This window comes from Marinomonas algicola, from assembly GCF_014805825.1.
In the GTDB taxonomy this organism is placed as follows: Bacteria; Pseudomonadota; Gammaproteobacteria; order Pseudomonadales; family Marinomonadaceae; genus Marinomonas; species Marinomonas algicola.
Genome location: NZ_CP061941.1, coordinates 494,527 through 521,135, shown reverse-complemented (window position 1 = coordinate 521,135; position 26,609 = coordinate 494,527). Strand labels below are relative to the sequence as shown.

General features: G+C 43.1%; 22 protein-coding genes and 1 riboswitch. Of the genes, 12 read left to right on the top strand and 10 right to left on the bottom strand.

What is annotated here, in order from left to right; genetic code table 11:
• Positions 1–34 precede the first annotated feature (34 nt).
• Positions 35–1,879, top strand: coding sequence for a DUF3413 domain-containing protein (locus tag IEZ33_RS02420; protein WP_191602148.1), 1,845 nt, complete (start codon positions 35–37; stop codon positions 1,877–1,879).
• A gap of 73 nt (positions 1,880–1,952) precedes the next feature.
• Here the strand turns inward: IEZ33_RS02420 and IEZ33_RS02415 are convergent, their stop codons facing one another.
• The gene (locus IEZ33_RS02415) at positions 1,953–3,119 is read right to left on the bottom strand and encodes an aminotransferase class I/II-fold pyridoxal phosphate-dependent enzyme (RefSeq protein ID WP_191602147.1); all 1,167 of its coding nucleotides are present in this window, start codon (positions 3,117–3,119) and stop codon (positions 1,953–1,955) included.
• A 174-nt stretch (positions 3,120–3,293) separates the two neighbouring features.
• Here IEZ33_RS02415 and dksA point away from each other — a divergent pair, with 174 nt between their 5' ends.
• The 8 genes from dksA to pgi all read left to right on the top strand — a co-directional run bounded on the left by dksA (position 3,294) and on the right by pgi (position 11,975).
• Entirely contained in the window at positions 3,294–3,728 is a 435-nt protein-coding gene (gene dksA / locus IEZ33_RS02410; RefSeq protein WP_420844868.1) for an RNA polymerase-binding protein DksA, read from the top strand.
• Positions 3,729–3,758: 30 nt separating this feature from the next.
• A complete protein-coding gene (gene gluQRS, locus IEZ33_RS02405; protein ID WP_191602145.1) occupies positions 3,759–4,649 on the top strand; it encodes a tRNA glutamyl-Q(34) synthetase GluQRS in 891 nt (296 codons plus the stop codon).
• 117 nt (positions 4,650–4,766) lie between these two features.
• Positions 4,767–6,134 (top strand): sigma-54-dependent transcriptional regulator, encoded by a 1,368-nt coding sequence (locus IEZ33_RS02400; protein ID WP_191602144.1) that lies wholly within the window; start codon positions 4,767–4,769, stop codon positions 6,132–6,134.
• Positions 6,135–6,652: 518 nt separating this feature from the next.
• Positions 6,653–8,104 (top strand): polynucleotide adenylyltransferase PcnB, encoded by a 1,452-nt coding sequence (gene pcnB / locus IEZ33_RS02395; RefSeq protein WP_191602143.1) that lies wholly within the window; start codon positions 6,653–6,655, stop codon positions 8,102–8,104.
• Positions 8,097–8,573 (top strand): 2-amino-4-hydroxy-6-hydroxymethyldihydropteridine diphosphokinase, encoded by a 477-nt coding sequence (folK, locus tag IEZ33_RS02390; protein WP_191602142.1) that lies wholly within the window; start codon positions 8,097–8,099, stop codon positions 8,571–8,573. The genes pcnB and folK overlap by 8 nt, the downstream gene beginning before the upstream one ends.
• A gap of 10 nt (positions 8,574–8,583) precedes the next feature.
• Positions 8,584–9,405, top strand: a complete 822-nt coding sequence (gene panB / locus IEZ33_RS02385) for a 3-methyl-2-oxobutanoate hydroxymethyltransferase (RefSeq protein ID WP_191602141.1) — start codon at positions 8,584–8,586, stop codon at positions 9,403–9,405.
• A 2-nt stretch (positions 9,406–9,407) separates the two neighbouring features.
• The gene (panC, locus tag IEZ33_RS02380; RefSeq protein WP_191602140.1) at positions 9,408–10,259 is read left to right on the top strand and encodes a pantoate--beta-alanine ligase; all 852 of its coding nucleotides are present in this window, start codon (positions 9,408–9,410) and stop codon (positions 10,257–10,259) included.
• Positions 10,260–10,334: 75 nt separating this feature from the next.
• Positions 10,335–11,975 (top strand): glucose-6-phosphate isomerase, encoded by a 1,641-nt coding sequence (gene pgi / locus IEZ33_RS02375; protein ID WP_191602139.1) that lies wholly within the window; start codon positions 10,335–10,337, stop codon positions 11,973–11,975.
• Positions 11,976–12,058: 83 nt separating this feature from the next.
• On the opposite strand, the gene IEZ33_RS02370 is transcribed toward pgi, so the two are convergent.
• The 8 genes from IEZ33_RS02370 to IEZ33_RS02335 form a co-directional block, all read right to left on the bottom strand.
• Positions 12,059–12,604, bottom strand: coding sequence for an Lcl C-terminal domain-containing protein (locus IEZ33_RS02370; protein ID WP_191602138.1), 546 nt, complete (start codon positions 12,602–12,604; stop codon positions 12,059–12,061).
• A gap of 2 nt (positions 12,605–12,606) precedes the next feature.
• Complete coding sequence (locus IEZ33_RS02365) at positions 12,607–14,214, bottom strand: Lcl domain-containing protein (RefSeq protein WP_191602137.1); 1,608 nt, start codon at positions 14,212–14,214, stop codon at positions 12,607–12,609.
• 179 nt (positions 14,215–14,393) lie between these two features.
• Positions 14,394–14,870, bottom strand: a complete 477-nt coding sequence (gene greA, locus IEZ33_RS02360; RefSeq protein ID WP_191602136.1) for a transcription elongation factor GreA — start codon at positions 14,868–14,870, stop codon at positions 14,394–14,396.
• Positions 14,870–18,085, bottom strand: a complete 3,216-nt coding sequence (gene carB / locus IEZ33_RS02355) for a carbamoyl-phosphate synthase large subunit (protein ID WP_191602135.1) — start codon at positions 18,083–18,085, stop codon at positions 14,870–14,872. The genes greA and carB overlap by 1 nt, the downstream gene beginning before the upstream one ends.
• A 17-nt stretch (positions 18,086–18,102) precedes the next feature.
• Entirely contained in the window at positions 18,103–19,233 is a 1,131-nt protein-coding gene (gene carA / locus IEZ33_RS02350; protein WP_191602134.1) for a glutamine-hydrolyzing carbamoyl-phosphate synthase small subunit, read from the bottom strand.
• Positions 19,234–19,498: 265 nt separating this feature from the next.
• The gene (locus tag IEZ33_RS02345; RefSeq protein WP_191602133.1) at positions 19,499–20,050 is read right to left on the bottom strand and encodes a DJ-1 family glyoxalase III; all 552 of its coding nucleotides are present in this window, start codon (positions 20,048–20,050) and stop codon (positions 19,499–19,501) included.
• Positions 20,051–20,071: 21 nt separating this feature from the next.
• Positions 20,072–20,521 (bottom strand): ribosomal protein S18-alanine N-acetyltransferase, encoded by a 450-nt coding sequence (gene rimI, locus IEZ33_RS02340; protein ID WP_191602132.1) that lies wholly within the window; start codon positions 20,519–20,521, stop codon positions 20,072–20,074.
• Positions 20,518–21,315, bottom strand: coding sequence for a hypothetical protein (locus tag IEZ33_RS02335; RefSeq protein ID WP_191602131.1), 798 nt, complete (start codon positions 21,313–21,315; stop codon positions 20,518–20,520). The genes rimI and IEZ33_RS02335 overlap by 4 nt, the downstream gene beginning before the upstream one ends.
• 232 nt (positions 21,316–21,547) lie before the next feature.
• Positions 21,548–21,679, top strand: a riboswitch (cobalamin riboswitch).
• 37 nt (positions 21,680–21,716) lie between these two features.
• Between IEZ33_RS02335 and IEZ33_RS02330 the strand changes: the two genes are divergently transcribed.
• From IEZ33_RS02330 to IEZ33_RS02320, 3 genes are all read left to right on the top strand, one after another.
• Positions 21,717–22,397, top strand: coding sequence for an energy-coupling factor ABC transporter permease (locus IEZ33_RS02330; RefSeq protein WP_191602130.1), 681 nt, complete (start codon positions 21,717–21,719; stop codon positions 22,395–22,397).
• A gap of 29 nt (positions 22,398–22,426) precedes the next feature.
• Positions 22,427–23,227: a transporter substrate-binding domain-containing protein gene (locus tag IEZ33_RS02325; RefSeq protein ID WP_191602129.1), complete on the top strand. Its 801-nt coding sequence runs from the start codon at positions 22,427–22,429 to the stop codon at positions 23,225–23,227.
• Positions 23,228–23,288: 61 nt separating this feature from the next.
• Positions 23,289–24,095, top strand: coding sequence for an amino acid ABC transporter permease (locus IEZ33_RS02320; RefSeq protein ID WP_191602128.1), 807 nt, complete (start codon positions 23,289–23,291; stop codon positions 24,093–24,095).
• Between the two features lie 109 nt (positions 24,096–24,204).
• Here IEZ33_RS02320 and IEZ33_RS02315 read toward each other — a convergent pair whose 3' ends face one another.
• Entirely contained in the window at positions 24,205–26,514 is a 2,310-nt protein-coding gene (locus IEZ33_RS02315; RefSeq protein ID WP_191602127.1) for a molybdopterin-dependent oxidoreductase, read from the bottom strand.
• Positions 26,515–26,609: the final 95 nt, after the last annotated feature.

Below are 26,609 nucleotides of genomic sequence, written 5' to 3'. Positions count from 1 at the left end.
ATACTTCTATCAATCCAGTTACTTGAGCATCTTAATGATTATACCCAATTTAACACGTTTACAATGGTTCAAAGTATCGTGGCTGTTTAGTCTATCTTGTATTATTTTATCCTATGGTATTTCACTGCAATATCTTTCCTATATACACGTTTCTAGCACACTGGGTGCGGGTTATTTAAGTGTCGCTTTTATTGGACAAATAGGCATTTTAGGCGTGATATTAACACTTCCTATATCCTTATTGGTTACCTTGATAAGGCAAAAAATCATAAACACCCTACTATTATGGTTAAGCGCTTGTTCAGTACTCCTACTACTCACACTAGACACTCAAATATATTCTTTATATCGCTTTCATTTAAGCGGCTTTATTTGGAACCTAGCCTTTGGGGAAGGTGGCAGCCAAATCATCCACCTCTCATGGTACTCAATTTTATTATCGATAATTGGTATTTTTGCTTTATGCACGCTGATTTTCCTTTTACTATTTTTTTCGATAAAAAGAATCTCGAAGCAAAGAAAAGCACCGATACGAATTGGCTTTACCTTAATTTTAATAAGCTTTTTAAGCGCGAACGGTATCCACATTTGGTTTGATGCCCATGGTAACACCGAAATACGTGCCATGACACGCCACATACCTCTTTACCAACCAGCAACCGCAGTACGGTTTATGGCGAAACATGGCTGGATTGATGCTCATCAAGTAAACCAACAACCCAAGCTAAATAACCAGCATACCCGTTCGGATCTATCTTACCCTACGACGCCTTTTAAGACCCACTCAAATGAGAGGCAAAACGTTATATTTATTACCGTTGATGCATGGCGGGCAGATGCCTTTGAGCCAGTCACAACACCGAATACGTTTAAGCTAACAGAAGCGCAGCACGCACAATACTTTAAGGATCACCACAGCGGCGGCAACGTTACAAAAGGAGGGATTTTCAGTTTATTTTATGCACTACCTGCGACGTACTGGGATGCTTTCACCGCAGCACAACACGCTCCCGTTTTTTTTCAGACATTACAAAACGAGGGTTATAATACGGGCATCTTTGGCTCTGGGCCATTAATAAACCCAAGCTTTCATCGTAATGTCTTCAGCAGCATCCAGAATCTTACAACGATGACAGAAGGCAATACCGCGGCTCAAAGAGATCTTCAAATGGTGAAGAACTTTCAAACCTTTTTAGATCAAAACCAGCAAGAACCTTTTATTGGCTTTTTATTCTTTGATGCCGCACACGGCTACGCCCCACCGGAAGACTACGAACCTAAATTTAAGCCTTATTGGGACAGAGTTGATCACGTTAAATTAGGGCCAGATTTTGACCCAATCCCCTATAAAAACCGTTATAGAACTGCGCTACATTTTGTTGATGCACAGATAAAAAACGTCATTGATGATTTAAAAAAACGAGATTTATATAGCAACAGTATTATTGTAATTACATCAGATCATGGGGAAGAGTTTAACGAGACAAAATTAAATTATTGGGGACATGGCAGCAATTTCACACCACATCAAACTCAGGTGCCTTTGTTAATAATCTGGCCCAAAAAACCAGCAAAAACAATCGAGTACCGCACAAGTCACTACGACATTGTACCCACAATATTACAAGAAGCATTCTCAGTAAAAGAACCCATACAAAGCTACAGTAGCGGCCATTCACTTTTTGAAGAAGGGGGAAGGGATTGGCTTTTAGTACACAGCTATTTCAATTATGGTGTGATTATGCCAGACCGCCTGATCACAACCTTCCCTACAGGCCAATATGAAATTACGGATCCGCAGCAGCAGCCTTCCAATCTCACCATGCCAGCGGCCGTAACGATTGATGTATTGAAGGAAATAAGCCGTTTTTACAAATAGCTCTAATCGTTTTCAATCTAATGGCTATATAACAGACAAGATAGGGAAACACACCCCCTACCTTGTCTATTTTTTAGCTCTCTTGAGTGATGTACGCTTCTATCCTTAATAACGCTTCCTCTAAACGAGCTTCATCACAGGTATAAGCAAAGCGAACGTACTTATGTGAATTATAAAACCCAAAGTCATCGCCCGGAGTCAAGGCAACATAATACTTTTCCAGTAACCCCAGACACCACGACATAGCGTTATCGGTAATACCAGACACATCCACAAAAACATAAAACGCACCTTGCGCTGGTGCTACAACAGGTAAGCCTAATCGAGCTAACCCCTCTAATAGATAAAGCCGCCTTTCATTTAATCTTTGCCGCCTGCGTTCACATTCATCAAGCACCGAGGACTCTAGCGCCTGGACAGCGGCATACTGTGACACTGTTGGCGCTGAGATAAAAAGGTTCTGCGCAAGCTTAGTCGCCCCATCGATGGCCCATTCAGGAACCACAATCCAGCCCAATCGCCACCCTGTCATAGCAAAGTATTTTGAGAAACTATTAATGACAAAAATATCTTCAGAAATAGACAAGGCTGTCATGTCTTCTCCCTCATAAACCAGCCCCTGATAAATCTCATCCACCATAAGGTGCCCACCAAAACGCACCACTTTTTCATAAGCCTTTTCAATATAGGCTTGACTAAGCACGGCTCCTGTTGGATTTGCCGGTGAGGCCAGCCATAGACCGGAAGTCTGTTCATCCCAATAATCAGCCAAGCTCTCTAATTCAATTGCAAACTGATTGCTGGCATCGGTATTAATCAATTTTGCTTCTGCACCCACCTGCACCAGAAAATGCCGGTTACAGGGATAGCATGGATCAGGCATTAAAACATTATCACCGCTATCAACCATTAAAGACGAAAGTAAGATCAACGCGCCTGAAGCCCCTGGAGTAACGATAATTCTTTCAGGAGAAACATCGGTTTTGTATTTTTTCTGGTAATGCAAAGCAATCGCTCGCTTTAATTCAGGCAAACCAGTGGCCGAGGTGTAGCCTGTTTTACGTTGTTGAATGGCGTCTATACCGCTCTTTGCCACTGATTCATCTGCGACAAAATCCGGCTCACCAACTTCTAAATGAATAACATCCTTACCTGAAGCTTGTAACATCTTCGCTTTATTCAAAATAGCCATGACATGAAACGGAGCAATTGCTTGCACTCTTTTTGCTAAATTACCCATAATTTATGTCTTTTCCTCATCTAAATCGTCTTTTTTTAAAAAGGATTGCCAGAAAGTATCAAAAAATGTGGTTTCATGATCAATAATTTGATAAGTTTCCGCCCTCAATATACCACCCTTAATTATTGTTTACAGGTTAGCGTTAAAACAACCTGCGAAGTGAGGCAAATGTACATGCCAAATATGAATCCAGAGTCATTAATGAAAGACTTCACTCCTTACGAAGCTAAGGCTGGTGAAGAATACATGAACGAAGCTCAGCGCGAGCATTTTAAAAGCATTCTGCGAAACTGGAAACAGAACTTAATGGAAGAGGTTGATCGCACGGTTCACCACCTCCAAGAAGAAGCTGTTAACTACGCTGATCCAAATGACCGAGCAAGCCAAGAAGAAGAATTCAGTCTTGAACTTCGTACTCGTGATCGTGAAAGAAAATTGGTTAAAAAGATCAATAAGACCATTGAGAAGATTGAAGAAGACGATTATGGCTTCTGTGATCACTGCGGCATTGAGATTGGTATTCGTCGCTTAGAAGCGCGCCCAACAGCAACACTTTGCATTGATTGCAAAACACTTGCGGAAATCAAAGAGAAGCAAGTAGGCCGCTAAAAGAGCGCCTGAATAGCTTCAATGAAGAGTATGCATAATTCCTATGTAGGTCGGTTCGCACCCTCGCCAACTGGCCCTCTTCATTTTGGGTCGCTGGTTTGTGCCCTTGCAAGCTATTTAGATGCAAAAAAAAACCATGGCGAATGGCTTATTAGAATAGAAGACGTCGATGGAACTCGATGCAAACCTCTTTATACAGAGACTATAATAAGTTGTTTATCAAGCTACGGCATGGAAAGCGACCGCCCAATAATTGTGCAATCGCAACAAACCAAGGTGTATCAACATTATCTAGAACAGCTAAAAGAAGCTGGCTATGTTTTCCCATGTAACTGCACACGTCAAACTCTCCAAGCCGCTTCCAACCAGCACATAGGCCCTTGCAGCAGCACAACAAACACCCCACACTCTTGGCGACTGCAGAGCCAAGAAGTAAGCTTTCATTACAATGATAAAATACAAGGCCCCCTTAACTTCCATATAAACTCGCAATCTAATTGCCCCGTATTGAAACGAAAAGATCATTTTTTTTCTTATCAACTGGCCGTTGTGGTGGATGACCATCTTCAGGGCATCACTCATATAATTAGAGGTTCAGACTTACTTGAAACCACCGACACACAACTTTTTTTATACCAACGGCTAAATTGGACCCCTCCATCCATCGGCCACATCCCGCTCCTACTCGATCCTAGAAAGCAAAAAATAAGCAAACAAAACCATGCACAAGCGCTACCTGAAGGAGACTTATACACACTCAATGCCGCTTTATCATACTTATGTATCCCCCCAAGCCACTGCGATACAATTAAAGACACAATAAAACACGCGATCCTACACTGGCAACCAGCCCATTTGAGATTCAAGAGCGCACTCCAGATTAAGTCTGAACACGCTCATTTAGCCGATCAAGACCAATAACCAAAGACCCACACAATAAAAACCACCATCCAGCCTATTTTTACAGTGTATAATCGTTACAACACGTTACTATTAGTGACACTATTGACGGTAACTTATTAGCTCTAGGCCCTATGAATGCAAAATATTTTATTAATACACCCCAAAAATTCTCTCTTAACCCCCGCCACACAATGGCTATCTCGTAACGGCTTCCAAGTCAGCTCTTGCGACAGCATCGAGCACATTAAACAGGAACATAATATCGATGTTATTGACTTAATCCTAATAGACTCAAACGCCCTCTCAGAAACACCAGTCAACTTTAGCTTTGCCCCTTGCCCTGTCATAGTATTAGACAGCGAGCCCTCCATAGATCAAGCGGCCCTCATGATCAAAGAAGGCGCTCTTGACTATTTGCCACTCCCAACAACATCTGCAAAACTACTTGAAAAGATCATTCAAGCCTTTGACAAAAGCCCCTCGGAGACCAATTTATTTGCCAATAGCGGCAGTAAAGACGAAGCCTTACACTTACAAATTCGAGCCAACGGCATTATTGGCAGCAGCCCAGCCATGCAAGCACTCTTTAGTGATATGCAAAAAATATCAGGCACGGATGTGACCGTTCTTATCCGAGGAGAATCCGGTACAGGCAAAGAGCTCGTTGCAAAAGCACTACACAATTTAAGCCATCGAAAACGCCAATCCTTAATCAGCGTAAACTGTGCAGCCATCCCAGAAAACCTAATAGAATCAGAGCTTTTCGGACATGAAAAAGGCGCATTCACTGGTGCCGCAAGTGCCCGAGATGGTTTAATTTTTGCGGCTAATGACGGCACCTTGTTCCTAGATGAGATAGGCGAGCTTCCCCTTGAGGCTCAAGCTCGGTTACTGAGAGTATTGCAAGAAGGAGAAATTCGTCGAGTAGGCGCGGTCTCTTCTACCAAAGTAAATATACGATTGGTAACAGCAACCCATAGAAACTTACAAGACATGGTTGTTAAAGGCTTATTCAGGGAGGATTTGTATTATCGACTTTATGTGATGGAGCTTATCCTGCCGCCACTTAGAGAAAGAGGAGATGACATTTCTTTAATAGCAGAAACCCTGCTATATAAAGTATGTGAAAAGCATCACAAAACAAAACTTAAGTACACAAAAGAGTTTGATAAAGCCATTAGAGCGCACAACTGGCCAGGCAACGTTAGAGAGCTTGAGAATGCGATTGAACGAGCAACCATCTTAAGCGGCCCGCATAAAATTGACCCTGCCAACTTAAAAATCCCGCAACAAACTCAAAAAAATCAACAAACAAAAGAAGCACATACCATAAACGATGACCTAACCCTTGATGGGTACCTTAAATACGTCGTATTAAGGAAGCAAAATGCATTAACTGAGACCCAACTTGCACACTCCTTGGGCATTTCGAGAAAAAGTTTATGGGAAAGAAGAAAAAAGCTAGGAATAGAAAGAAAAGTAACACCAAAAAGTAACACTTGATACAAAATCACACACACTTAATTTAATGATTTTGTAATTTTTGTAATAAAAAAAACAAAAAAACCTTACACATCAGAAACATAATAAAATTGGCACAGCTTGTGCTCTAATACGGACACAACGATAACAAAACAGACCATAATAAAAATAAAGTTAGTCGTCGAATGTAAGTTCCTAAAAATAAAAATAACATATTGGAACACCTTAGCCTCTTAAAATAAAAATAAAACCTGAGGCTAGGGATAGAAAAATCGCTTTGGATAATTGATCTTTTTAGATATATAAGCCTTCGGGCAATGAAAACATTGCAATAATAAAAATAAGTTTTGAGTAGAACTGCAACAGCAGCACCAACTTTGTTTTCGGAACTAATATCTTCATGTATCCAAAGCGATTATTTTGTTTATCGCTTCCTCTCTTAATTTCTTATCTCTTAGTTACATCTTTTTATTTCAAGTGAAAGTTTTGCATTACACGTGTAAAATGCTTCAGTCGTCAATTTAATAGTCTGTATTCCAATGCTAACAGGATTTAAATATCTAGCTAAAAAAGCAAGTTCACTCTTTGCTCCTAAAACAACAACGTATCCGATTGTGATACCGCGTGACCAACACACACTATCACGCTCTGGCCTTAGTCCAAATGCAATTAAAGTGCTCTACCGCCTCAACAAAGAAGGCTTCGATGCTTACTTAGTTGGTGGCTGCATCAGAGACCACTTAATCGATATTACACCAAAAGACTTTGATGTTGTCACAAACGCCACACCAGAAGAAGTGCATGCCATCTTTTCAAATTCTCGACTGATAGGTAGACGCTTTCGTTTGGTGCACGTAACCTACGGCCGTGAAATTATTGAAGTATCAACATTTAGAGCGAACGCCACGCCACCCAATGACACTGACAATAATAAAGAAAGTCGCGTCAGTCTGAAAGACAAAGATTCCGCCCGCTCGTCTCATGGCATCATTTTAAGAGACAACGTATGGGGAGATATTGAACAAGACGCCCAGAGACGTGACTTCACTTTCAACGCACTTTATTACAATGTAGCTGACTTTAGTATCCATGACTATTGCGGTGGCCTTGAAGACATCCAAAAGCAGCAAGTCAGAATCATTGGCGATGCCAGCCAACGCTACCAGGAAGATCCTGTTCGTATGTTAAGAGCAGTTCGCTTTGCCGCTAAGCTTAATTTTGATATTGAAGAAAATACGGCGAAACCAATGAAAGATATGGCTCACTTACTGGACCATATCCCACCCGCCAGGCTTTTTGAAGAAGTGTTAAAATTACTCGGCAGTGGCTATGGTGTTGCCACTTACCATCTACTGCGAAAATATGGACTATTCCGTTATTTATTTCCTGAAACCGACGCTCTGATTCGCAATAACTGGAAAAGTCAAAGTGTCGATGTTGAGAAATTCATTCTGCAGGGCCTAACCAATACAGACAATCGAATACAAGACGGAAAGAGCACCGCACCTTACTTCTTGTATGCTATTTTACTTTGGCCAAAAGTCCTATACCGACACGAAGAATTTTTAGCACAAGGACTACCTGAAACGCCAGCACTCCACCAAGCCGCCTCATTAGTATTAGATAATCAGGTTGCACACACTTCAATTCCAAGACGCTTTTCGACACCTATGCGGGAAATCTGGGATCTACAATTTAGATTACCTAAACGCTTTGGAAAACGAGCCTTCACTCTTGAACAGCATCCTCGTTTTAGAGCGGCTTTTGACTTCATTTTGATCAGGGAAGACAGCGGTTCTGATTTAGACAACCTGGGGTCTTGGTGGCAAGAATTCCAAGACGCCACCGATAAAGAAAGATCGGTGCTAATCAACAAAGCTGACCCATTAAAAAATGGCAAAAAAACAGCCACAAAACGCCGACCTCGTCGCCGTAAGCCTAATGCTAAAAGAGTCACAGCAACCAATAAGGATGTAATGCCTGATGAATAAGGTTTATGTTGGGCTGGGCAGCAACCTTAACGAGCCGCTATTGCAGCTAGAGAGTGCACTAAAAGAATTAAGTTCACGAGCCGATGTTTATGACCTAGTCGTCTCTCATTTTTATTCTAGCAAACCAGTAGGGCCCCAAGACCAGCCCGATTTTGTTAATGCTGTAGCCGCATTTTCAACCACACTAAACCCTATCCAGCTACTTGATACATTGCAAAAAATTGAGCAAGACCACCATAGAATCAGAGATCGTCATTGGGGTCCAAGAACCTTAGATTTGGACATTCTACTTATCAATAATGATACTCTTTCGTTACCAAGATTGACTGTGCCCCATCCACATATGCTGGAACGCGGTTTTGTAATTAAGCCACTCGCCGATATTACACCGAAAATGCTACTATCAAATGGCAAAACCGTTGAAGAGCATTTACTTCGAATCAACACAACTGACTTAGTCTGCCTATAAGAAGAAAACTATGTACGCCGATACTTCAAAGAAAAAACTCAGTAATCCAGTAACCTTAAGCCGTTTAAAGAAAATGAAAGCCGAAGGAGAAAAGTTTACTTGTCTTACCGCCTACGATGCGACCTTTACTCACATTATGAATGAAGCTGGTATTGAAACTATTTTAGTTGGCGACTCTTTGGGCATGGTAATACAAGGCCAAGACAGCACGTTACCCGTTACCATTGACGAGATGTGCTACCACGTTAGAGCCGTAAAACGCGGTAACACTCATGCTTTTTTATTAGCCGATATGCCCTTTATGAGCTACAGCAAACCCGAGCTTGCTCTGGATAATGCGGCCAAGCTGATGCAAGCTGGAGCAAACATGGTAAAGCTAGAAGGTGGCAGCTGGCTTTGCGATACGGTTCAACTTCTGTCTCAAAGAGGCATACCGGTTTGTGCCCACCTAGGCCTAACACCTCAAGCTGTACATAAGCTGGGAGGTTATAAAGTTCAAGGCAAAACAGACTCGGCCGCAGACCAAATCAAACAAGATAGCCTTAATCTAGTTAACGCTGGAGCCGACATTTTACTTTACGAATGCATTCCTACAGAGCTTGGCAAAGAAATCTCGCAAATGGTCGAAGTACCGACAATTGGAATAGGGGCAGGACAACACACCGATGGTCAAGTACTTGTTTTACACGACATGATAGGCATTAATTTAGGCAAACGCCCAAGATTTGTTAAGAACTTTTTAACCAATGGACGCTCAATTCAAGAGTCATTTGAAGCCTTCGCCCAAGAAGTTAAAGATCAAACCTTCCCAGCAGATGAGCACGGCTTCTAATCATGAGAACATGTCATACCGTCAAAGAATTAAGAGCCGCTTTAAAAGCGGAGCGACTAAAAGATAAAAGCATTGTGTTTGTCCCAACTATGGGTAACCTTCATGATGGACATATGAGCCTTATTCGAAGAGCTAAAAATGAAGGGGATGTCATCGTTGCCTCTATTTTCGTTAACCCAATGCAATTTGGAGTAAGCGAAGACATTGAGCGATACCCTCGCACATTAGTAGAAGATCAAGCCCTTCTTTTAGAGAATGGTTGCCATTATCTATTTGCACCAGACGCACTTGAAATGTACCCAGATGGAAAGCGCAGCCAAACTCAAATAGAAGTATCTGGCCTCTCAGACATTTTGTGTGGCGCCAGCCGACCTGGACACTTTGTTGGTGTTGCCACAGTTGTGACTAAACTTTTTAACATTGTACAGCCAGACTTTGCAATTTTTGGTAACAAAGATTACCAACAATTAAAAGTCATTGAAGACATGGTTCGTGACCTGAGCTCAAATGTGGAGGTCATTGGCATAGATACAGCACGTAACAGTGATGGCCTAGCAATGAGCTCTCGTAACGGCTACCTTACAGAAGAAGAAAGAAACATCGCACCTACAATGTATAAAACCTTGCTTTGGGCAAAAGAACAGCTTATTGCAAACCGTGCGAGTCACGAGGACATTCGCGAACAAGCTCAACAGAAGCTTGAAGCGGTTGGTTTCCGTCGTGATTATTTTGAAATACGCGCACAAGATAATTTACAAACACCATCAGAGGAAGAGAAAAGCCTCGTCATCCTGGCGGCGGCACATCTAGGCAGCGCGCGTCTTATAGACAACTTGCGCGTTGAATTAGCCTAATTCACTTTCAATGAGGCCCTAACCTAACTCAAGCACAGTTATGTCTAGATGCCTCAACAAACTAGGGAGATTGTAATGAGTTCACCCACAAAATTAACGGCTTGGAAAGCATTAACAGAACACCAAAAAGAAATGGCATCTGTTAACATGAAGTCCTTGTTTGAAAGCGATGCACTACGCGCTCAACAGTACACAGCAAAAGCGGCAGGCTGGACACTGGATTATGCCAAAAATCGTGCGAATAAAAAAACGCTCTCTTTATTAATGGATCTAGCGAAAGAAGCCGGATTAGAACACGCCATAAAAGGTATGTTCAACGGTGCTCATATCAATAACACAGAAGATCGCTCGGTTCTGCATATCGCACTTCGAGCCAGTCAAGCTCAGGATGTTCTGCTTGTTGACGGCGTCAATGTATTAGAAGAAGTCCGCTCGACACTCCAGCAAATGGAAAAATTTGTAGCCCAATTGCACAGTGGCGAATGGAAAGGATACACAGGAAAACGCATTACGGATGTCATATCTATCGGTATTGGTGGCTCTTACCTTGGCCCAAAAGTTGTAACAGAAGCCCTAACGCCGTATAAAAAAGACGACATCAAAGTACATTTTGTGGCGAACATCGATGGTTCAGACATCACAGGCAAGTTAAAACAAGTGAATCCTGAAACAACGGTTTTTGTGATCTCCTCTAAAACCTTTGGCACCCTAGAAACCTTATCGAATGCTAACGCAGCGCGTGACTGGTTCCTAAGCAATGGCGGTTCACAAGAAAACGTCGGCAAACACTTCGCCGCGGTGAGCTCCAACGTAAAAAAAGCCGTCGACTTTGGTATGGAAAAAGAAAACATCTTCCCTATGTGGGATTGGGTTGGGGGACGCTATTCACTTTGGTCTGCTATTGGCTTACCGGTGGCAATCGCCGTTGGCATGGATAACTTCTACAACTTACTAGACGGCGCCCACCAAATGGACGAGCATTTTCGCACCACTCCATTTAAAGAAAACCTACCGGTCATTATGGGCACTTTAGGCGTCTGGTATACCAACTTCCATAATGCACAAACTCACGCTTTAATTCCTTACGATCATTATCTACGCGCTATGCCCGCTCACATTCAGCAGCTCGACATGGAAAGTAATGGTAAAGCAAATCTACTAAATGGTGATGACATAGAAACAGACACGGGCCCAATCATCTGGGGTGGCGCTGGCACCAACGGGCAACATGCATACCATCAACTATTGCATCAAGGCACGCGCCTGGTGCCTGTGGACTTCATCGCTCCATTAGCGTCTCACAATCCCATTGGCGAACACCATACACAATTGTTTGCTAACTGCTTAAGCCAATCACAAGCCTTGATGGTCGGTAAAACATTAGACCAAGCAGAGCAAGAACTGCGTGATGCAGGTGCAACCGCCGAACAAGTCGCCAAAATTGCACCACACAAGGTGATCAAGGGCAACCGCCCAAGCAACACCCTATTAACCGATAAAATGACACCCGCCACCGTAGGTGCTTTGATCGCCCTCTACGAGCATCGTACTTTTGTACAAGGCACGATTTGGGGCATCAATTCCTTCGACCAATGGGGCGTAGAACTCGGCAAAGTATTGGGAACAGACATCTACAACCGCCTTGTTAGCGACAGCGACAACAGCGCACTGGATGCCTCGACTCAAGCACTGATCAACGCGTTCAAGAAAGCTTAAGCTTAAGCAAAAAAGTGACTCTAATAAAAATCACCAACCAGAGCTGGTTGGTGATTTTTATTTCATAATACAGCTAACTCAACTCAATTCACCTCAGCATTACGAACCAAACGAAGCGAGCCACTGACATTTAAGCGTTTGGACTCTATTCTTCCATGAATAAACTCAACAACCCAAATATTGTCACGAAAAATGTCTTTCACTGGCGTTGAAGTAAAAAAACTCACAATGGGTGTATTCGGAAACACCTCTAGATTAATAGCAGGTCGATAGCATTGGGCCTCGACAATTGACCTCAGCTCTTTAACATTCGGTACTCGCCAATCATTAAAGCCCGCAAACCCCTCCCCCGCATTCAACACCTCTACACTTCTTAGAAATACATCCCAAAAAGCGACGCTTGCGCTGCCAACGTCACATTGACTTCCTGACATGCCTTCAGGGCATTGCTTCCACATCAACCCAGTCTTTAAGTCTGTTACCGTTTCATCTGCATTCAGCGTAAAACGAGTCGTTGGCGTGCTGGCCACAATATTATCAGGCTTACAATTGACTTGTGTCTCAGCATACGAAAATGAACATAACCCAATATAACTCAAGCAGACCAACCCACGCATGGCTTTCAACATAATTATTCTCCACCACTTACTAATCGAACAGCACGACCAGCCACCTTTGACTCAGATAGAATCAAGTTACCTCCAGTTAGTGTGGCCGCATTTTGCACATCAAACAGCACAACCCATGCCTTATGACTCTCAGTATTTTCAGGGTCAGGCCCATCTGTCCAAAATTTTGTACCTGTTGTTGTATTTGAAAAATACGCTGTATCTATTGAAGGCGACCCATTACCGAAATTCACTAAACTAAGCAATTCATCTGGCGTCGGCATACGCCAAGTTTCTATTCCACATAATTTACTTTTATTAACACGTGCAACAAAAGACTCTGTATTGCATAAGTTTTCCTCTGCCGTGGTATAGCCAAAACAGGCTAATGGCTGGCTATCTTCTCCCCCTGAGTCACGTCCATTTTCAGCCATGTCCGAATTATACCAACTGAAAATATCGTCAACATCATGCAATCCTTCATCGCCCTTAAAGCCACTCCCTCCTTGCTTCACTTCCCACACTAAGCCTGTTACATCATCTTTCACACAATTCCAAAATGCCTCAGTTGGCTCCAAAGGAGACCCAAGCGCATCCAATTTTGTATAGCGAAAACCAGCAAAACCATCCGTATTATCATTATTGGTTGAATCCAATCCAATAGAGCAGTCTTGTTGTGCGATAAAATCACCGTCACAGCCAACATTATGCTGACCTGTCGCATTAGAGTCATTTACATAATCAGGAAACTCTATACCAAAATCAATACCAGTATCAGCCAACGAGAAAGCCGTCACACCTGCAGCCAACGCAGTAGGTGTCGCCGTCACTTCATTACTCATCAACCCCTCTACACCGGCACTAACCGCCGTAACAACAAAAAAATAAGGGGTGTCGTTAGTTAAACCACTCACGATACTCGTTGTCGTAAGCGTATCCGTAATAAGCTCACCATTTTCTAAAGACGCGTAGTTAGCCACATCATTTAATAACGAAAAGCTTTCTGTCGAATAATACACATTGTATGAATCCGCTTCGTCCACCTTAGACCAGTTTAGTTCAACACTTTGATTTCCAGCCTCAGCCACAAGATTTTGTGGCGAACCGTTATCCGCCAAAGGAATGGCTCTCACCTCAGCACTTCGGCCACTTTCACCGACACTGTTCACCGCCGTCATGGTAAAGAAATATTCCGTTCCATTAGTCAGGTCTAACAACTCTACACTTAACTCTGACAGACTTCCTACAATTCGCCCTCCAGATAAAGCAACCACCTCAGATAAACTGGATAAACCCGCCATACTCTCAACAGCATAATAAAGCGTATAACTGTCGGCTCCCTCTACCGCTGACCAAGTCAGATCAACGGATTCATTCTTTGCCGTAGCAATTAAAGACGTTATCGTACTTGGTAAACTGGCTGTCGTACCACCGTCTGTCGCACCACCGTCTGTCGCACCATCGTCTGTCGTACCATCGTCTGTCGTACCACCGTCTGTCGTACCACCGTCTGTCGTACCATCGTCTGTCGCACCATTATCTGACGTAGCATCACCGCCACCTTCAGGCGTTCCACACCCAATTAAGCTGGCTATAAAGAGACATTGCAATAACACATACATTTTTTTCATAATCCACTCGATACTTCAAATCCAAAAGTAGAATGCAAACACCAATAAAACCATTCATTCAATTAGCATACTCGCCTTAAAGCGTATCGACAGCCTAAAAGGTTACTTTATTTAAATCAAAAAAAAGCAGAGTGATATAAGTCACTCTGCTTTTTTACTTACGAAGAAAGGCCGTGGTATTAAATGTGTTCTACTTGTTCAATTTCGTAAACCACTTCACCACTTGGAATTTTAATCGTGACTTCATCACCTTCCATTTTACCTATAATCGCCTTGGCAATAGGAGACGCATAAGAAATCTGTTTCTTCTTAACATCCGCTTCATCATCCCCAACGATACGGTAAATAACCGTTTCTTCTGTATCGACATTGAATAAAGTAACTGTCGCACCAAATATCACTTTTCCTGTATGAGGAATCGTCGTGACATCAATTACCTGAGAGTCAGCCAGTTTACCTTCAATCTCTTTAATACGACCTTCGGCAAAACCCTGCTCTTCTCGCGCGGCATGGTATTCTGCATTTTCTTTTAAATCGCCATGCTCACGAGCCGTGGCGATGTCTGCAATAATACGTGGGCGCTGGACAGTTTTTAAGTTATTCAATTCTGTGCGAAGCGTTGCTTCACCAACCACTGTCATCGGTACTTTTCTCATTATTTCCCCAAATGCAAATCTTGCAATCTTCTAACCTTAGTTTCCCCTTTAAGGCCAATCGCTAAGCTTGTCGCTTCTGCACCAGCCAGCGTTGTAGTGTAACAAACCTTACGCTGTAATGCTGTACTACGAATAACAGATGAATCTGCAATCGCTTGCGTGCCAGAAGTAGTATTAATAATGTAATCGATTTCGTCGTTTTTCATCATATCCACTATGTGAGGACGACCTTCGTTCACTTTATTGACCTTGCGAACATCCACACCATTTTCCGTTAGGTAGTCTGCTGTTCCGCCTGTAGCCACCAAATCAAAGCCCAAACCAGCTAATCGCTTAGCAACGGCAATGGCACCTTCTTTATCCATGTCACGAACACTGATAAAAGCACGACCTGACGTTGGTAATTCTGTACCACCACCTAGCACCGCTTTACCGAAAGCTTCTGCAAAGGTATCACCAACCCCCATGACTTCACCTGTCGACTTCATTTCAGGCCCAAGAATAGGATCAACCCCTTGGAACTTATTGAATGGGAAGACAGCCTCTTTCACACTGTAGTAAGAAGGAATGATTTCTTTCGTAAAACCAAGCTCTTCCAATGTTTTACCAGCCATTACTAAGGCCGCAACTTGCGCCAAAGAACGACCAATGCACTTGGATACGAATGGTACAGTACGTGATGCACGAGGATTAACCTCTATGACGTAAATTTCGCCGTCTTGCACCGCCAACTGAGTGTTCATCAAACCAATAACACCAAGCTCTAACGCCATATTCTTAATCATTTCACGAATGTCATCTTGAACTGTCGCTGACAACGAATAAGGGGGCAATGAACAAGCCGAGTCACCAGAGTGAACGCCCGCTTGTTCGATATGCTGCATGATGCCGCCGATAACCACTTGATTACCATCACTGATACAATCGATATCGATTTCAATCGCGGCATTCAAAAAGTGATCTAGCAACACAGGGCTGTCATTAGAGACTTTTACGGCGCTTGTCATGTAACGCATTAATTCTTTTTCGTTATAAACAATTTCCATAGCGCGGCCACCCAAAACATAGGATGGACGAACCACAAGCGGGTAACCAATGACAGCCGCTTTGGCAGCCGCTTGTTCAACGCTACGTACTGTCGCGTTATGAGGTTGCTTGTAGCCCAAACGCTGAATCATGCTTTGGAAGCGCTCACGATCTTCCGCTCGGTCAATTGACTCAGGCGTCGTACCAATAATAGGCACGCCTTCGTTTTGCAATGCACGTGCAATTTTCAGCGGCGTTTGACCTCCAAATTGAACGATCACACCTTTCGGCTTCTCTTTGCGAACGATTTCCAATACATCTTCTAATGTCACTGGCTCGAAATACAAACGATCAGACGTATCGTAATCTGTAGAAACCGTTTCAGGGTTACAGTTAACCATGATGGTTTCATAGCCATCTTCTCGCAGACCTAACGCCGCGTGAACACAGCAGTAGTCAAATTCAATGCCTTGACCAATACGGTTTGGGCCACCGCCAAGAATGATGACTTTGTCTTTATTCGTTGGCGCCGCTTCACATTCGTCTTCGTATGTGGAGTACATGTAAGCCGTGTTTGTTGCAAATTCGGCCGCACAAGTATCAACACGCTTAAAAACAGGATGAACATCCATCAAATAACGACGTTCACGCATTGATTTTTCTGTCACATCCATCAAGCTTGCAAGACGAGCGTCAGAGAAACCTTTACGCTTTAGACGACGAAGGACATCGTACGTCATATCAATCAAGCCTTTGTTGGCCAACGCTTTCTCTTCTTTGATCAAATCTTCGATTTGCACCAAGAACCAATGATCAACACCCGTTGCCGCGTACACTTCGTCGACCGTCATGCCTGAACGGAAAGCATCACCAATGTACCAAATACGATCAGATCCAGGGTTTTGTAACTCAAACGCCAGTTTCTCTTTGCTATTTTCTTCAGAAAAATCCAACTGAGGATTAAAACCATCAGAGCCTACTTCCAAGCCACGTAATGCTTTTTGCAATGACTCTTGGAAAGTACGGCCAATCGCCATAACTTCACCAACCGATTTCATCTGAGTAGTAAGACGATCATTTGCTGTTGGGAATTTTTCAAACGTAAAACGAGGGATTTTGGTCACAACATAGTCAATTGCAGGCTCGAAGCTCGCTGGCGTTTGCCCACCAGTGATGTCGTTTTGCAATTCGTCTAGTGTGTAGCCAATCGCTAATTTCGCAGCGATTTTCGCAATTGGGAAGCCAGTTGCTTTCGATGCCAAAGCGGAAGAACGAGACACACGAGGATTCATTTCGATAACAACAAGACGACCTGTTTTTGGATCCATACCAAATTGAACGTTAGAGCCGCCTGTTTCAACACCAATTTCACGCAATACCGCTAAAGAAGCGTTACGCATGATTTGATATTCTTTGTCCGTTAAGGTTTGTGCTGGCGCAACCGTAATGGAGTCACCCGTGTGAACCCCCATCGCGTCAAAGTTTTCAATCGCACAAACAATGATGCAGTTGTCTTTTTTGTCTCGAACAACTTCCATCTCGTACTCTTTCCAACCAATCAAAGATTCATCGATTAGCAATTCATTGGTTGGTGACAAGTCCAAACCACGAGTACAAATTTCGTTAAATTCTTCCATGTTATATGCGATACCACCACCAGTACCACCCATGGTGAACGAAGGACGAATAATACAAGGAAAGCCCAAGTCGGCCTGTACCTTCAACGCTTCTTCCATGCTATGGGCAATACCCGCACGCGGACATTCAAGACCAATGGCCTTCATTGCTTGGTCGAAACGATTTCGGTCTTCCGCTTTATCGATGGCATCCGCCGTCGCACCAATCATTTCAACATTGTATTTTGCAAGTACGCCGTGACGCTCAAGATCAAGCGCACAGTTCAATGCCGTTTGACCACCCATTGTTGGCAAGACCGCATCAGGACGTTCTTTTTCAATAATTTTTTCGACTGTCTTCCATTCAACAGGTTCGATATAAGTCGAATCCGCCATTGAAGGGTCTGTCATTATGGTAGCTGGGTTAGAATTCACCAGAATAACGCGAAAACCTTCTTCACGAAGTGCTTTACACGCTTGAGCACCAGAGTAGTCAAATTCACAAGCCTGGCCGATAACGATTGGGCCAGCACCTAAAATTAAGACGCTTTTTATGTCAGTACGCTTTGGCATAGTCTTCTCGTTCCTGTTCAGGCTTTAGATGCTTTAATGTTTTCAATGAACTGATCGAATAGAGGCGCCACATCGTGCGGCCCTGGGCTCGCTTCCGGGTGTCCTTGGAAACTGAACGCGCTCTTGTCAGTACGGGAAATACCCTGCAGTGAACCATCGAACAAAGATTTGTGTGTCATCACAAGGTTAGCTGGCAGAGTTTCTTCGTCTACTGCAAAACCATGGTTTTGGCTTGTAATCATCACAGTGCCTTTTTCGATTGCTTGTACTGGGTGGTTCGCACCGTGGTGACCAAATTTCATTTTTTTCGTTTTCGCGCCAGAAGCCAAAGCCAAAAGTTGATGCCCAAGACAAATACCAAATACTGGGATATCTGTTTCTAGGATCGCTTTAATAGCTTGAATTGCGTAATCACACGGTTCTGGATCACCAGGGCCATTCGATAGGAAAACGCCATCAGGGTTCAGAGCCAACACATCGCTTGCGGGCGTTTTTGCAGGAACAACTGTCAAACGACAGCCGCGCTCTACTAACATGCGTAAAATGTTTTGTTTTACACCAAAATCATAAGCCACAACATGGAAGTCAAATGAAGCCGGTGTTGTGTGGCCTTTCACTAGATCCCACGTTGATTCTGTCCATTCATACGCTTTTTCAACGGTCACCTCTTTCGCCAGATCCATACCTTTAAGGCCTGGGAAAGATTTTGCAGCGGCAATAGCGGCGGCTTCATCTAGGTTTTCACCAGCCATGATGCAACCAGCTTGTGCGCCTTTTTCTCGTAAAATACGAGTTAACTTACGTGTATCAATATCGGCGATGCCCACAACACCTTTACGCTTCAGGTAAGAGTCCAAAGACTCTTGTGAACGCCAGCTGCTCGCGACCAAAGGAAGGTCTCGAATAATCAAACCTTCGCACCATACGTTGTTCGACTCTTCATCTTCAGAGTTAACACCCGTATTGCCGATATGAGGATAGGTCAAAGTGACCATTTGTCGAGCATAGGAAGGGTCGGTAAGAATTTCTTGATAACCAGTCATTGAGGTGTTAAAAACGACCTCAGCCGTTGAAGAGCCATCAGCTCCGATCGACACGCCTTTAAATATTGTGCCGTCTTCCAGAGCTAAAATCGCTGTTGTTGCCAAAGGAACCTCCCGTTTAGAGCCTATTCAGGTTGCAAAAAAGCGAGACGAACCAAAGGTTCACCTCGCTTTTTAATAATTGCGCTTTTGACGTCTATTTATCGAACTCTTTTCAATAAATCTCGCGCTCAAAAAATCTTAGCAATTCTACTCTTAGAGGATGAAAATATCCACTAAAAAGCCACTTTTTTCCAGTAAATACAAGGAATTCTAGAAGGTTTTAGCTGACCCTTTAGTCAAGATTAAAACTCCTAAGAATATGAGTATTTCAACACAAAAGCTGATCCGCCACCTCTTGAGCAATATCATAACCCTTAAGGTTAGCCAGCAGACTTAATGCAAACGTCATCGCCGTTGCAGGGCCTGTACTGGTTAATATATTACCATCCATAACGACGGGTTGATCAGGAATATAGTCAGCGCCTGTAAGTCCAGCCTCAAAACCTGGGTAGCAAGTAGCTTGTTTGTCGACTAAAAATCCGTGGGTTCCTAAAACAACAGCAGGAGCGGCACAAATAGCCGCTAACAAAGCATCATGGATATCATGCTTTTCCAATATATCAACCAATAAGTGACTGTCTCTTAAGTGCTCAGCTCCTGGCATGCCTCCAGGAAGCGCAATGGCATCAAACATGGTCTCAGCCACATCAACAAGCAATACATCGGCCTCAATTTTAGTACCTCTGGCGGCTTGGATTGCTTTTCTTTCATGCACACTGGCCACAACAACCTCAACCTTACCACGTCTTAATACATCAATAATGGTAACGATTTCTATATCTTCACTGCCATCAGCAATAGGCACAAGTAACGTTGTCATGCTTATATCCTTTTGAATAATTTAAATAGGTGAACTTTCTTGAACAATTCGATTCATTAACAAAGCATGCTCATTAGGAGCGGCATAATAGTTTTTTCTCAAACCTACGGGTACGAAACCAACGTTCTGGTACAAAGAAATTGCGGGTAAATTCGATTCCCTCACTTCTAATATAAACTGAGAGACATGACGGCCCATCATCTCATCAAACCACTGTTCAATTAATTGTTTAGCGTAACCAAGTCGACGACATTCTGGGTGGACAACAATTAGCTCAAGCTCCGATTCATCTAGTACAACTGACGCCGTAAGCCAAGCGAAAATACTTTGCTCTTTATCATCCGCAATAACCCAATTACTTCGGGACTCAAGAGCGTCTTTAATTAATTTTTTCCCCCATGGGTTCTCATTGGATGCTTTATCCAACACATCAATTCCATTAAGATCCTCAACCAACGCCTTACGAATCATACTTGCAGTACCTTTTGCATTTCCACCCATGCCTCCCGCTTCAGTTCAGGAATTCGGTATAGCTCAGGCAAACTGACTATATTGGCACGAGGTAAAGAAACAACCTTAGAGTCAACAGGTAACGCCGACACAACGTGCTGTATTTGAGCACCTGCCACGATTAAAATAGGCGCCTCAACGCCGTCTAAATACCGCTCAATAAAACTGTCTAATGCACTTAACATCCAATCCGTTCTGTCAACAAAATAAGGATTAGTTAATTTGTCTGGCCATGAAAATTTCGAGGAAACCCATTCATCGGTTGTTTGTTTCAATAGCGCTTGTGACATTTTCAATGCTAACCGCTCAATCTCATTAAACGCATCAAATGCTCTCGGAACTTGGGTCAATAGAAGCAAACGCTTTTCAACAACATAAAGCTGAACGCTAAAATCATGCGAAAGTTTTTCATCGAATACAGACAACGGTGCAATTTCTACCGCATATTCTTCGATAGGTTGCAAATCTTCGACAATAACAGAGGAATTAGTTAGCAGCTCTTCTTTAAGACCTGCCACCGTCTTTTGAGTCACTTCAGGATCTTTGCTTAGAACGGCAGGAGCCCTAAAACCAAACCCAGCACTGGCTACCGAGTCCGCTTTCTTATCAAGGTTAAACGATTGATTTGAATCGAAACTCCATGGAGAGATAGGTCGAGATAACACAACGACATTGGCTACGGATGATTTGGGTAGCCAATGAACAATTCCCATTTTTTCTAAGCAATACGCTTGCTGTACTGAGTTATTTTGCATTCGCTTGTACATTACCCTCAAATTCAAGAAAGCACAGGGAAAAACACAATTCCCACATCACAAAGGAGGCATTTCGATAAAAAATAGTCGCTGCAACTACTTTAGTGACTATGCAGAAACCTATAATAGCAGCATATGCATCTAGACGAGTAATGGATCTTAGGTAATTGCATAACTTTCATAATGAGTGGATGACTTTTCATAACCATCATTAAAAAAAGCCGCTATAATCCTCAGCTCTATGTCGCAAGGTGCTTTTTCAAAGTGAAACGGGAAAACAGTGAAAGTCTGTTACTGCCCCCGCAACAGTAAATTGGCCTTTCACGCCAACAGTCTGGAGACCGGCCTTACGTCACCTTAATACATTACACGGGTGTGTGTAATTGATGGAGAATCATAAAATGCATATTGAACCAGAACTCGTTACTGGCGCAAAACTACTCTTAAGCTACGCGACCGCTACGGTCTCATTTGGCCTGATTGCTAGAGCGTCGCTCCAAGCCATTAAACAAGATGGCTTAAACACACTGCTCATCCGCAGTCTTATGTCAGTAATGGCTGTGTTTGTGTTTTTTGAACTCTTTATACATCACCCTGTTGGCGTCTCTGAAGTCCACTTAATTTTAGGTTCTTCTCTTTTCTTATTGCTCGGACCCGCCGCCGCCGGATTAGGATTAGCTGGAGGGCTCTTAATTCAAGGCGCGTTTTTTGCGCCTATCGATCTGCCACAATACGGCATGAACGTAACAACCTTGATATTACCCCTCTTCGCCATGTCAGAGCTGGCTAAACGCATCATCCCCAGAAAGACTAAATATATTGATTTAAGCTATTCTCAAACATTAAAATTATCTTTCGCCTATCAAGGCGGCATTATTGCATGGGTGGCATTTTGGGCGGTTTATGGCCAAGGTTTTGAAGCCAGTAACCTTTCATCCGTTGCAACCTTTGGTGCGGCGTATTTTAGTGTAATACTACTCGAACCTGTAGTAGATCTTGGACTTTTAGCTTTAGCCAAAACACTGAGCCACTTCCGCTTTGTTACTCTCTTTGAAAAACGACTGTATTCTACCCAAGAGTAATCAATTTAGAATCTTATTAAAGGAACCCTATGAATTTATCAACGTTTTTTTCAGCCGCCGTTATCTCGGCTACCGCCCTATTTACCACTCAATCTAGCGCGAATGACGTGACTTTACCTGACTTAAATGGCCAGGTAATCGTTGCCGTCACCGAAAATGCTTATACCCCCCTAAACTTTATTGACCCAAAGACGGGTAACGGCATTGGTTGGGAATACGACGCTTTTAACGAGATTGCTCACCGACTCAATGCAAAAGTAGATTGGCAGTTGAGCAGCTGGGATTCTATGATACAAGCGGTAAAACAAGGTCAGTTTGACGTTGGTATGGATGGCATCACCATCAATGATGAACGTAAAAAAGAAATCGACTTTTCTATGCCTTACATGGTGTCTCAACAATTCATGTTGGTCAGAGAAGATGAAGGGCGTTTTGAGGAGCATACTGGCTTTGCTAACAACAGCGATTTATTAATTGGGGCTCAACCAGGCACAACTAACTTTTATGTCGCTGTTTACAATGTTTTAGATGGCGATGAGAACAACAGTCGAATCCAATTATTTGAAACGTTCGGCGCGTCTGTTCAAGCATTAAAAAGTGGTGATGTAGACATGGTGCTAATGGACGCCTCATCGGCAAAAGGTTATATGGGAGCAAATCCAGGCATTTTTAAAATCATTGGCGAGCCTCTTGGAACCGAGGAATTCGGCTTTATTCTAACGCCTGGATCAAAATTAACGGACGCCATTAATGCCGCTATAGTCAGCATGAAAGAAGATGGAACACTAGAAGCGCTTAATCAAAAATGGTTTTTTGATTACCAACACTAATCCTTTCCACACTTTCTAACAGTAGGCCATTTTTAATAAATGGCCTACGCTATTAGGCATTATGATTAAAAAACGTTCTTTATCAACTCTTCCTTGGTGGCTGCTTTTCACGGTTATTATCGGCTTACTATTAAGCTGGAACATTGTTTCCGATCAAAACTACACTCAGATATTTAACACATTAAGCAAAGGTTTATGGACAACCATAAGCGTCACTCTGATCGCTTTTATGCTGGCCACCCTAGTTGGGCTTGTCGTTGCACTCGCTGGCTTCTCACGCTTTTCTCTTATTCGACAAGTTGCCACTTTTTATGTGGAAATTATTCGAGGCATCCCTGTCCTGGTTATTTTGTTTTATATCGCTTTTGTTGGTGCCCCAGAAATGGTCAATTTCTATAATTGGGCCTTACAAGACTTAATAGAACACAATATTATTTCTGCAGCACGAACGAGAGATTTCAGTATGCTTTGGCGAGCAATCTTCGCCCTCAGCATAAGTTACAGTGCCTTTCTTGCTGAAGTCTTTCGGGCGGGCATTCAGGAAATAGATAAAGGACAAATTGAAGCAGGTAAGGCTCTCGGACTGAACGGATGGTTACGCTTTCGTTTTATTATTTTTCCACAAGCCATCAAGAAAATTTTACCTCCGCTAGGTAACGATTTCGTGGCCATGATAAAAGATTCTGCCTTAGTCTCGGTGTTAGGTGTACAAGACATTACGCAGATGGGTAAAGTCTATAGCGCTTCAACCTTTCAATTTTTTGAGACCTATAACGTTGTCGCCTTTATGTATTTAGTATTGACCCTAAGCCTTTCATTAATCATTAGAGGGCTAGAACGTTATTTAAGACGAAATGAAAAGCATTAATGGCTCAGGCACAAGCACCAGCACATAACTTAAATTCAAAAGAGCCCATTAAAAATAAGATACCCTTGCAGATACTTATTTATAATGGGCTCTTTTATGTTTCTGAATACTACCCAATAGGTGGAATAAAAGCATGCACCTCAGGTAATGCCCCTTCAAACTTTTTAATTTCAACTAACGCTGATTGCGCCGCAGGCCCTTGAGACAAACGTGACGTACGGTAATCATGGGTTAATACATTAGGGTTTCCATGTCTGTCTTGATGCTCTTTAGTCTTTAGATCAGGGTCATACCATGCTCCAGTCCATAGAAACACAGTATTACTACGCACATCTTTGGTGACACGGGCCCCGGCTAAGCATTGCCCTCGATCATTAAACACCACCACAACATCTCCATCACTTATTCCCCGTTTGACGGCGTCATCAGGGTGAATCAAAATAGGTTCTCGGCCTTGAATTTTCATACTTTTAGAATAGGCCCCTTCATCTAGCTGACTGTGTAAACGCGTCGCAGGTTGACCTGAAATCATATGCAAACTAAAGCGAGAAGTATCCGCCCCCAACCATTCTCGTGGCGCTAACCATGTTGGCTGACCAGGACAGTCATCATACTGAAAATGGGCAATCGTTTCTGAAGCTAACTCTATTTTGCCACTTGGTGTCGTTAATGGAGAGTGTACAGGGTCTTCGCGAAAATCAGATAAAAAAACACCTTTTGGGGCGGGGTCTTCAAAGCTGATGATATCCCCTTGTAAGAAGGTCTCTAGATCGGGTAAATCCCTATCATGTTGTTTTGCATTGGTTCTTAAGGTTGCCCACATTTCATCCAACCACTGTTGGGAGCTCATCTCTCGACTAAAATCGGTATTAAGATCCAGGCGTTTTTCCAGCTCAGAGTAGATATCGAACTCTGTCTTCGCCTCAAATTGAATGGGTAATACTTGTGGCATAGGGATCACGGCATTATCTTGTGTCCCTGCCCCGATGTCCGTTCGCTCCAAAGTAGAAGCAACGGGCAATACTATGTCTGCATGTCGAGCGGTAGCGGTCCAATTGATCTCATTAACAATAATGGTTTGAGGCTCTTGAAACGCCTTACGCAATCGGTTCAAATTTTGATGATGATGAAATGGATTACCGCCCGCCCACCAGACCATCTTAATATTGGGGAACACTCGGCTCTGTCCGTTGTATTCATAACGAGTATCAGGCGACAACAACATGTCTGAAATCATCGCAACGGGAATAAACTCCTCTACGGCATTTTTACCTTGAGAAAAAGAGGGCCATCGTAAAGGACGATCAACCACACCGATGCTGGCATCCGCACCATAACCAATACCAAAACCGCCGCCAGGCAACCCTATTTGCCCTAACATAGCCGCCAAAAGCACTGTCATCCATAATGGCTGCTCACCATATTCCGCTCGTTGCAGTCCCACGGCAGTACAAATCAGCGTTCGCTTAGACGCCATCTCACGAGACAAGTCTACAATTGTCTGCTTGGCGATACCTGACTGTTTTTCAGCCCACGCCGCGTCCTTAACAACACCGTCTAACTTACCCAATAAATAGTCAACATTCTTCTCGAATCCTACCGTATAGCGATCAATAAAATCGCGATCATAAAGCGCTTCGACTAACAATGTATGAGCCATTCCCATCATGATGGCTGTGTCCGAACCAGGACGAGGAGCCAACCATTCCGCATTTAACTCTGTTGCAGCATCGTTTTTAAGTGGACTGAAATTGACAAAACGAACACCTGCATCAACACACGCTTTCATCTCACCTTTTAGTGAATGCTTAGCAATTCCACCTCCTGATACTTGCGCATTTCGTAAAGGAATCCCGCCAAACATAATAACGAGTTCACCTTCTTCTTTTACCGTTGTCCAACGTGTGGCTTGTTTAACATGATCGCGAAAATTACCGACGATATAAGGCATCAATACTAACGCAGCGTTATAACTATAATTTCCTTCAGATCGAACAAACCCTCCGATACTGTTTAAAAAACGCTTTAATTGACTTTGGGCGTGATGAAAGCGTCCCGCGCTCGACCAGCCGTATGAACCGGCAAAAATGGCTTCATTACCATAATCTTGACGAACACGCTTGAGCTCTGCTTCAATCAGGTCGAAAGCCTCATCCCAGCTAACCTCTACAAAACGCTCTGCACCTCGCTCGCCGCGGCGACTCAAAGGGCCGTATTTTAAATAACTTTCTCGAACCGCGGGGCGACGAATACGAGACTGACCAAAAAGCCCCTGAGGAATATTTTCATTTATTCGTGACGGTGCAGGGTCCTCGGGATGGGGATCAAGGTGAAGCTTTCCATCATCATGTTTAATCACACCAGGACCCCAATGATTTGAGGTAATACGCGAGGATGGAGTATCTTTTTTACAACTCATTGGAAGGTCTCTCCTAACAACAACATTTTATTAAGGTTTCGTTGTCTAAATGGGAATATTCAAAAGCCCTTTAGTAGTACTAAATCACCACCAAA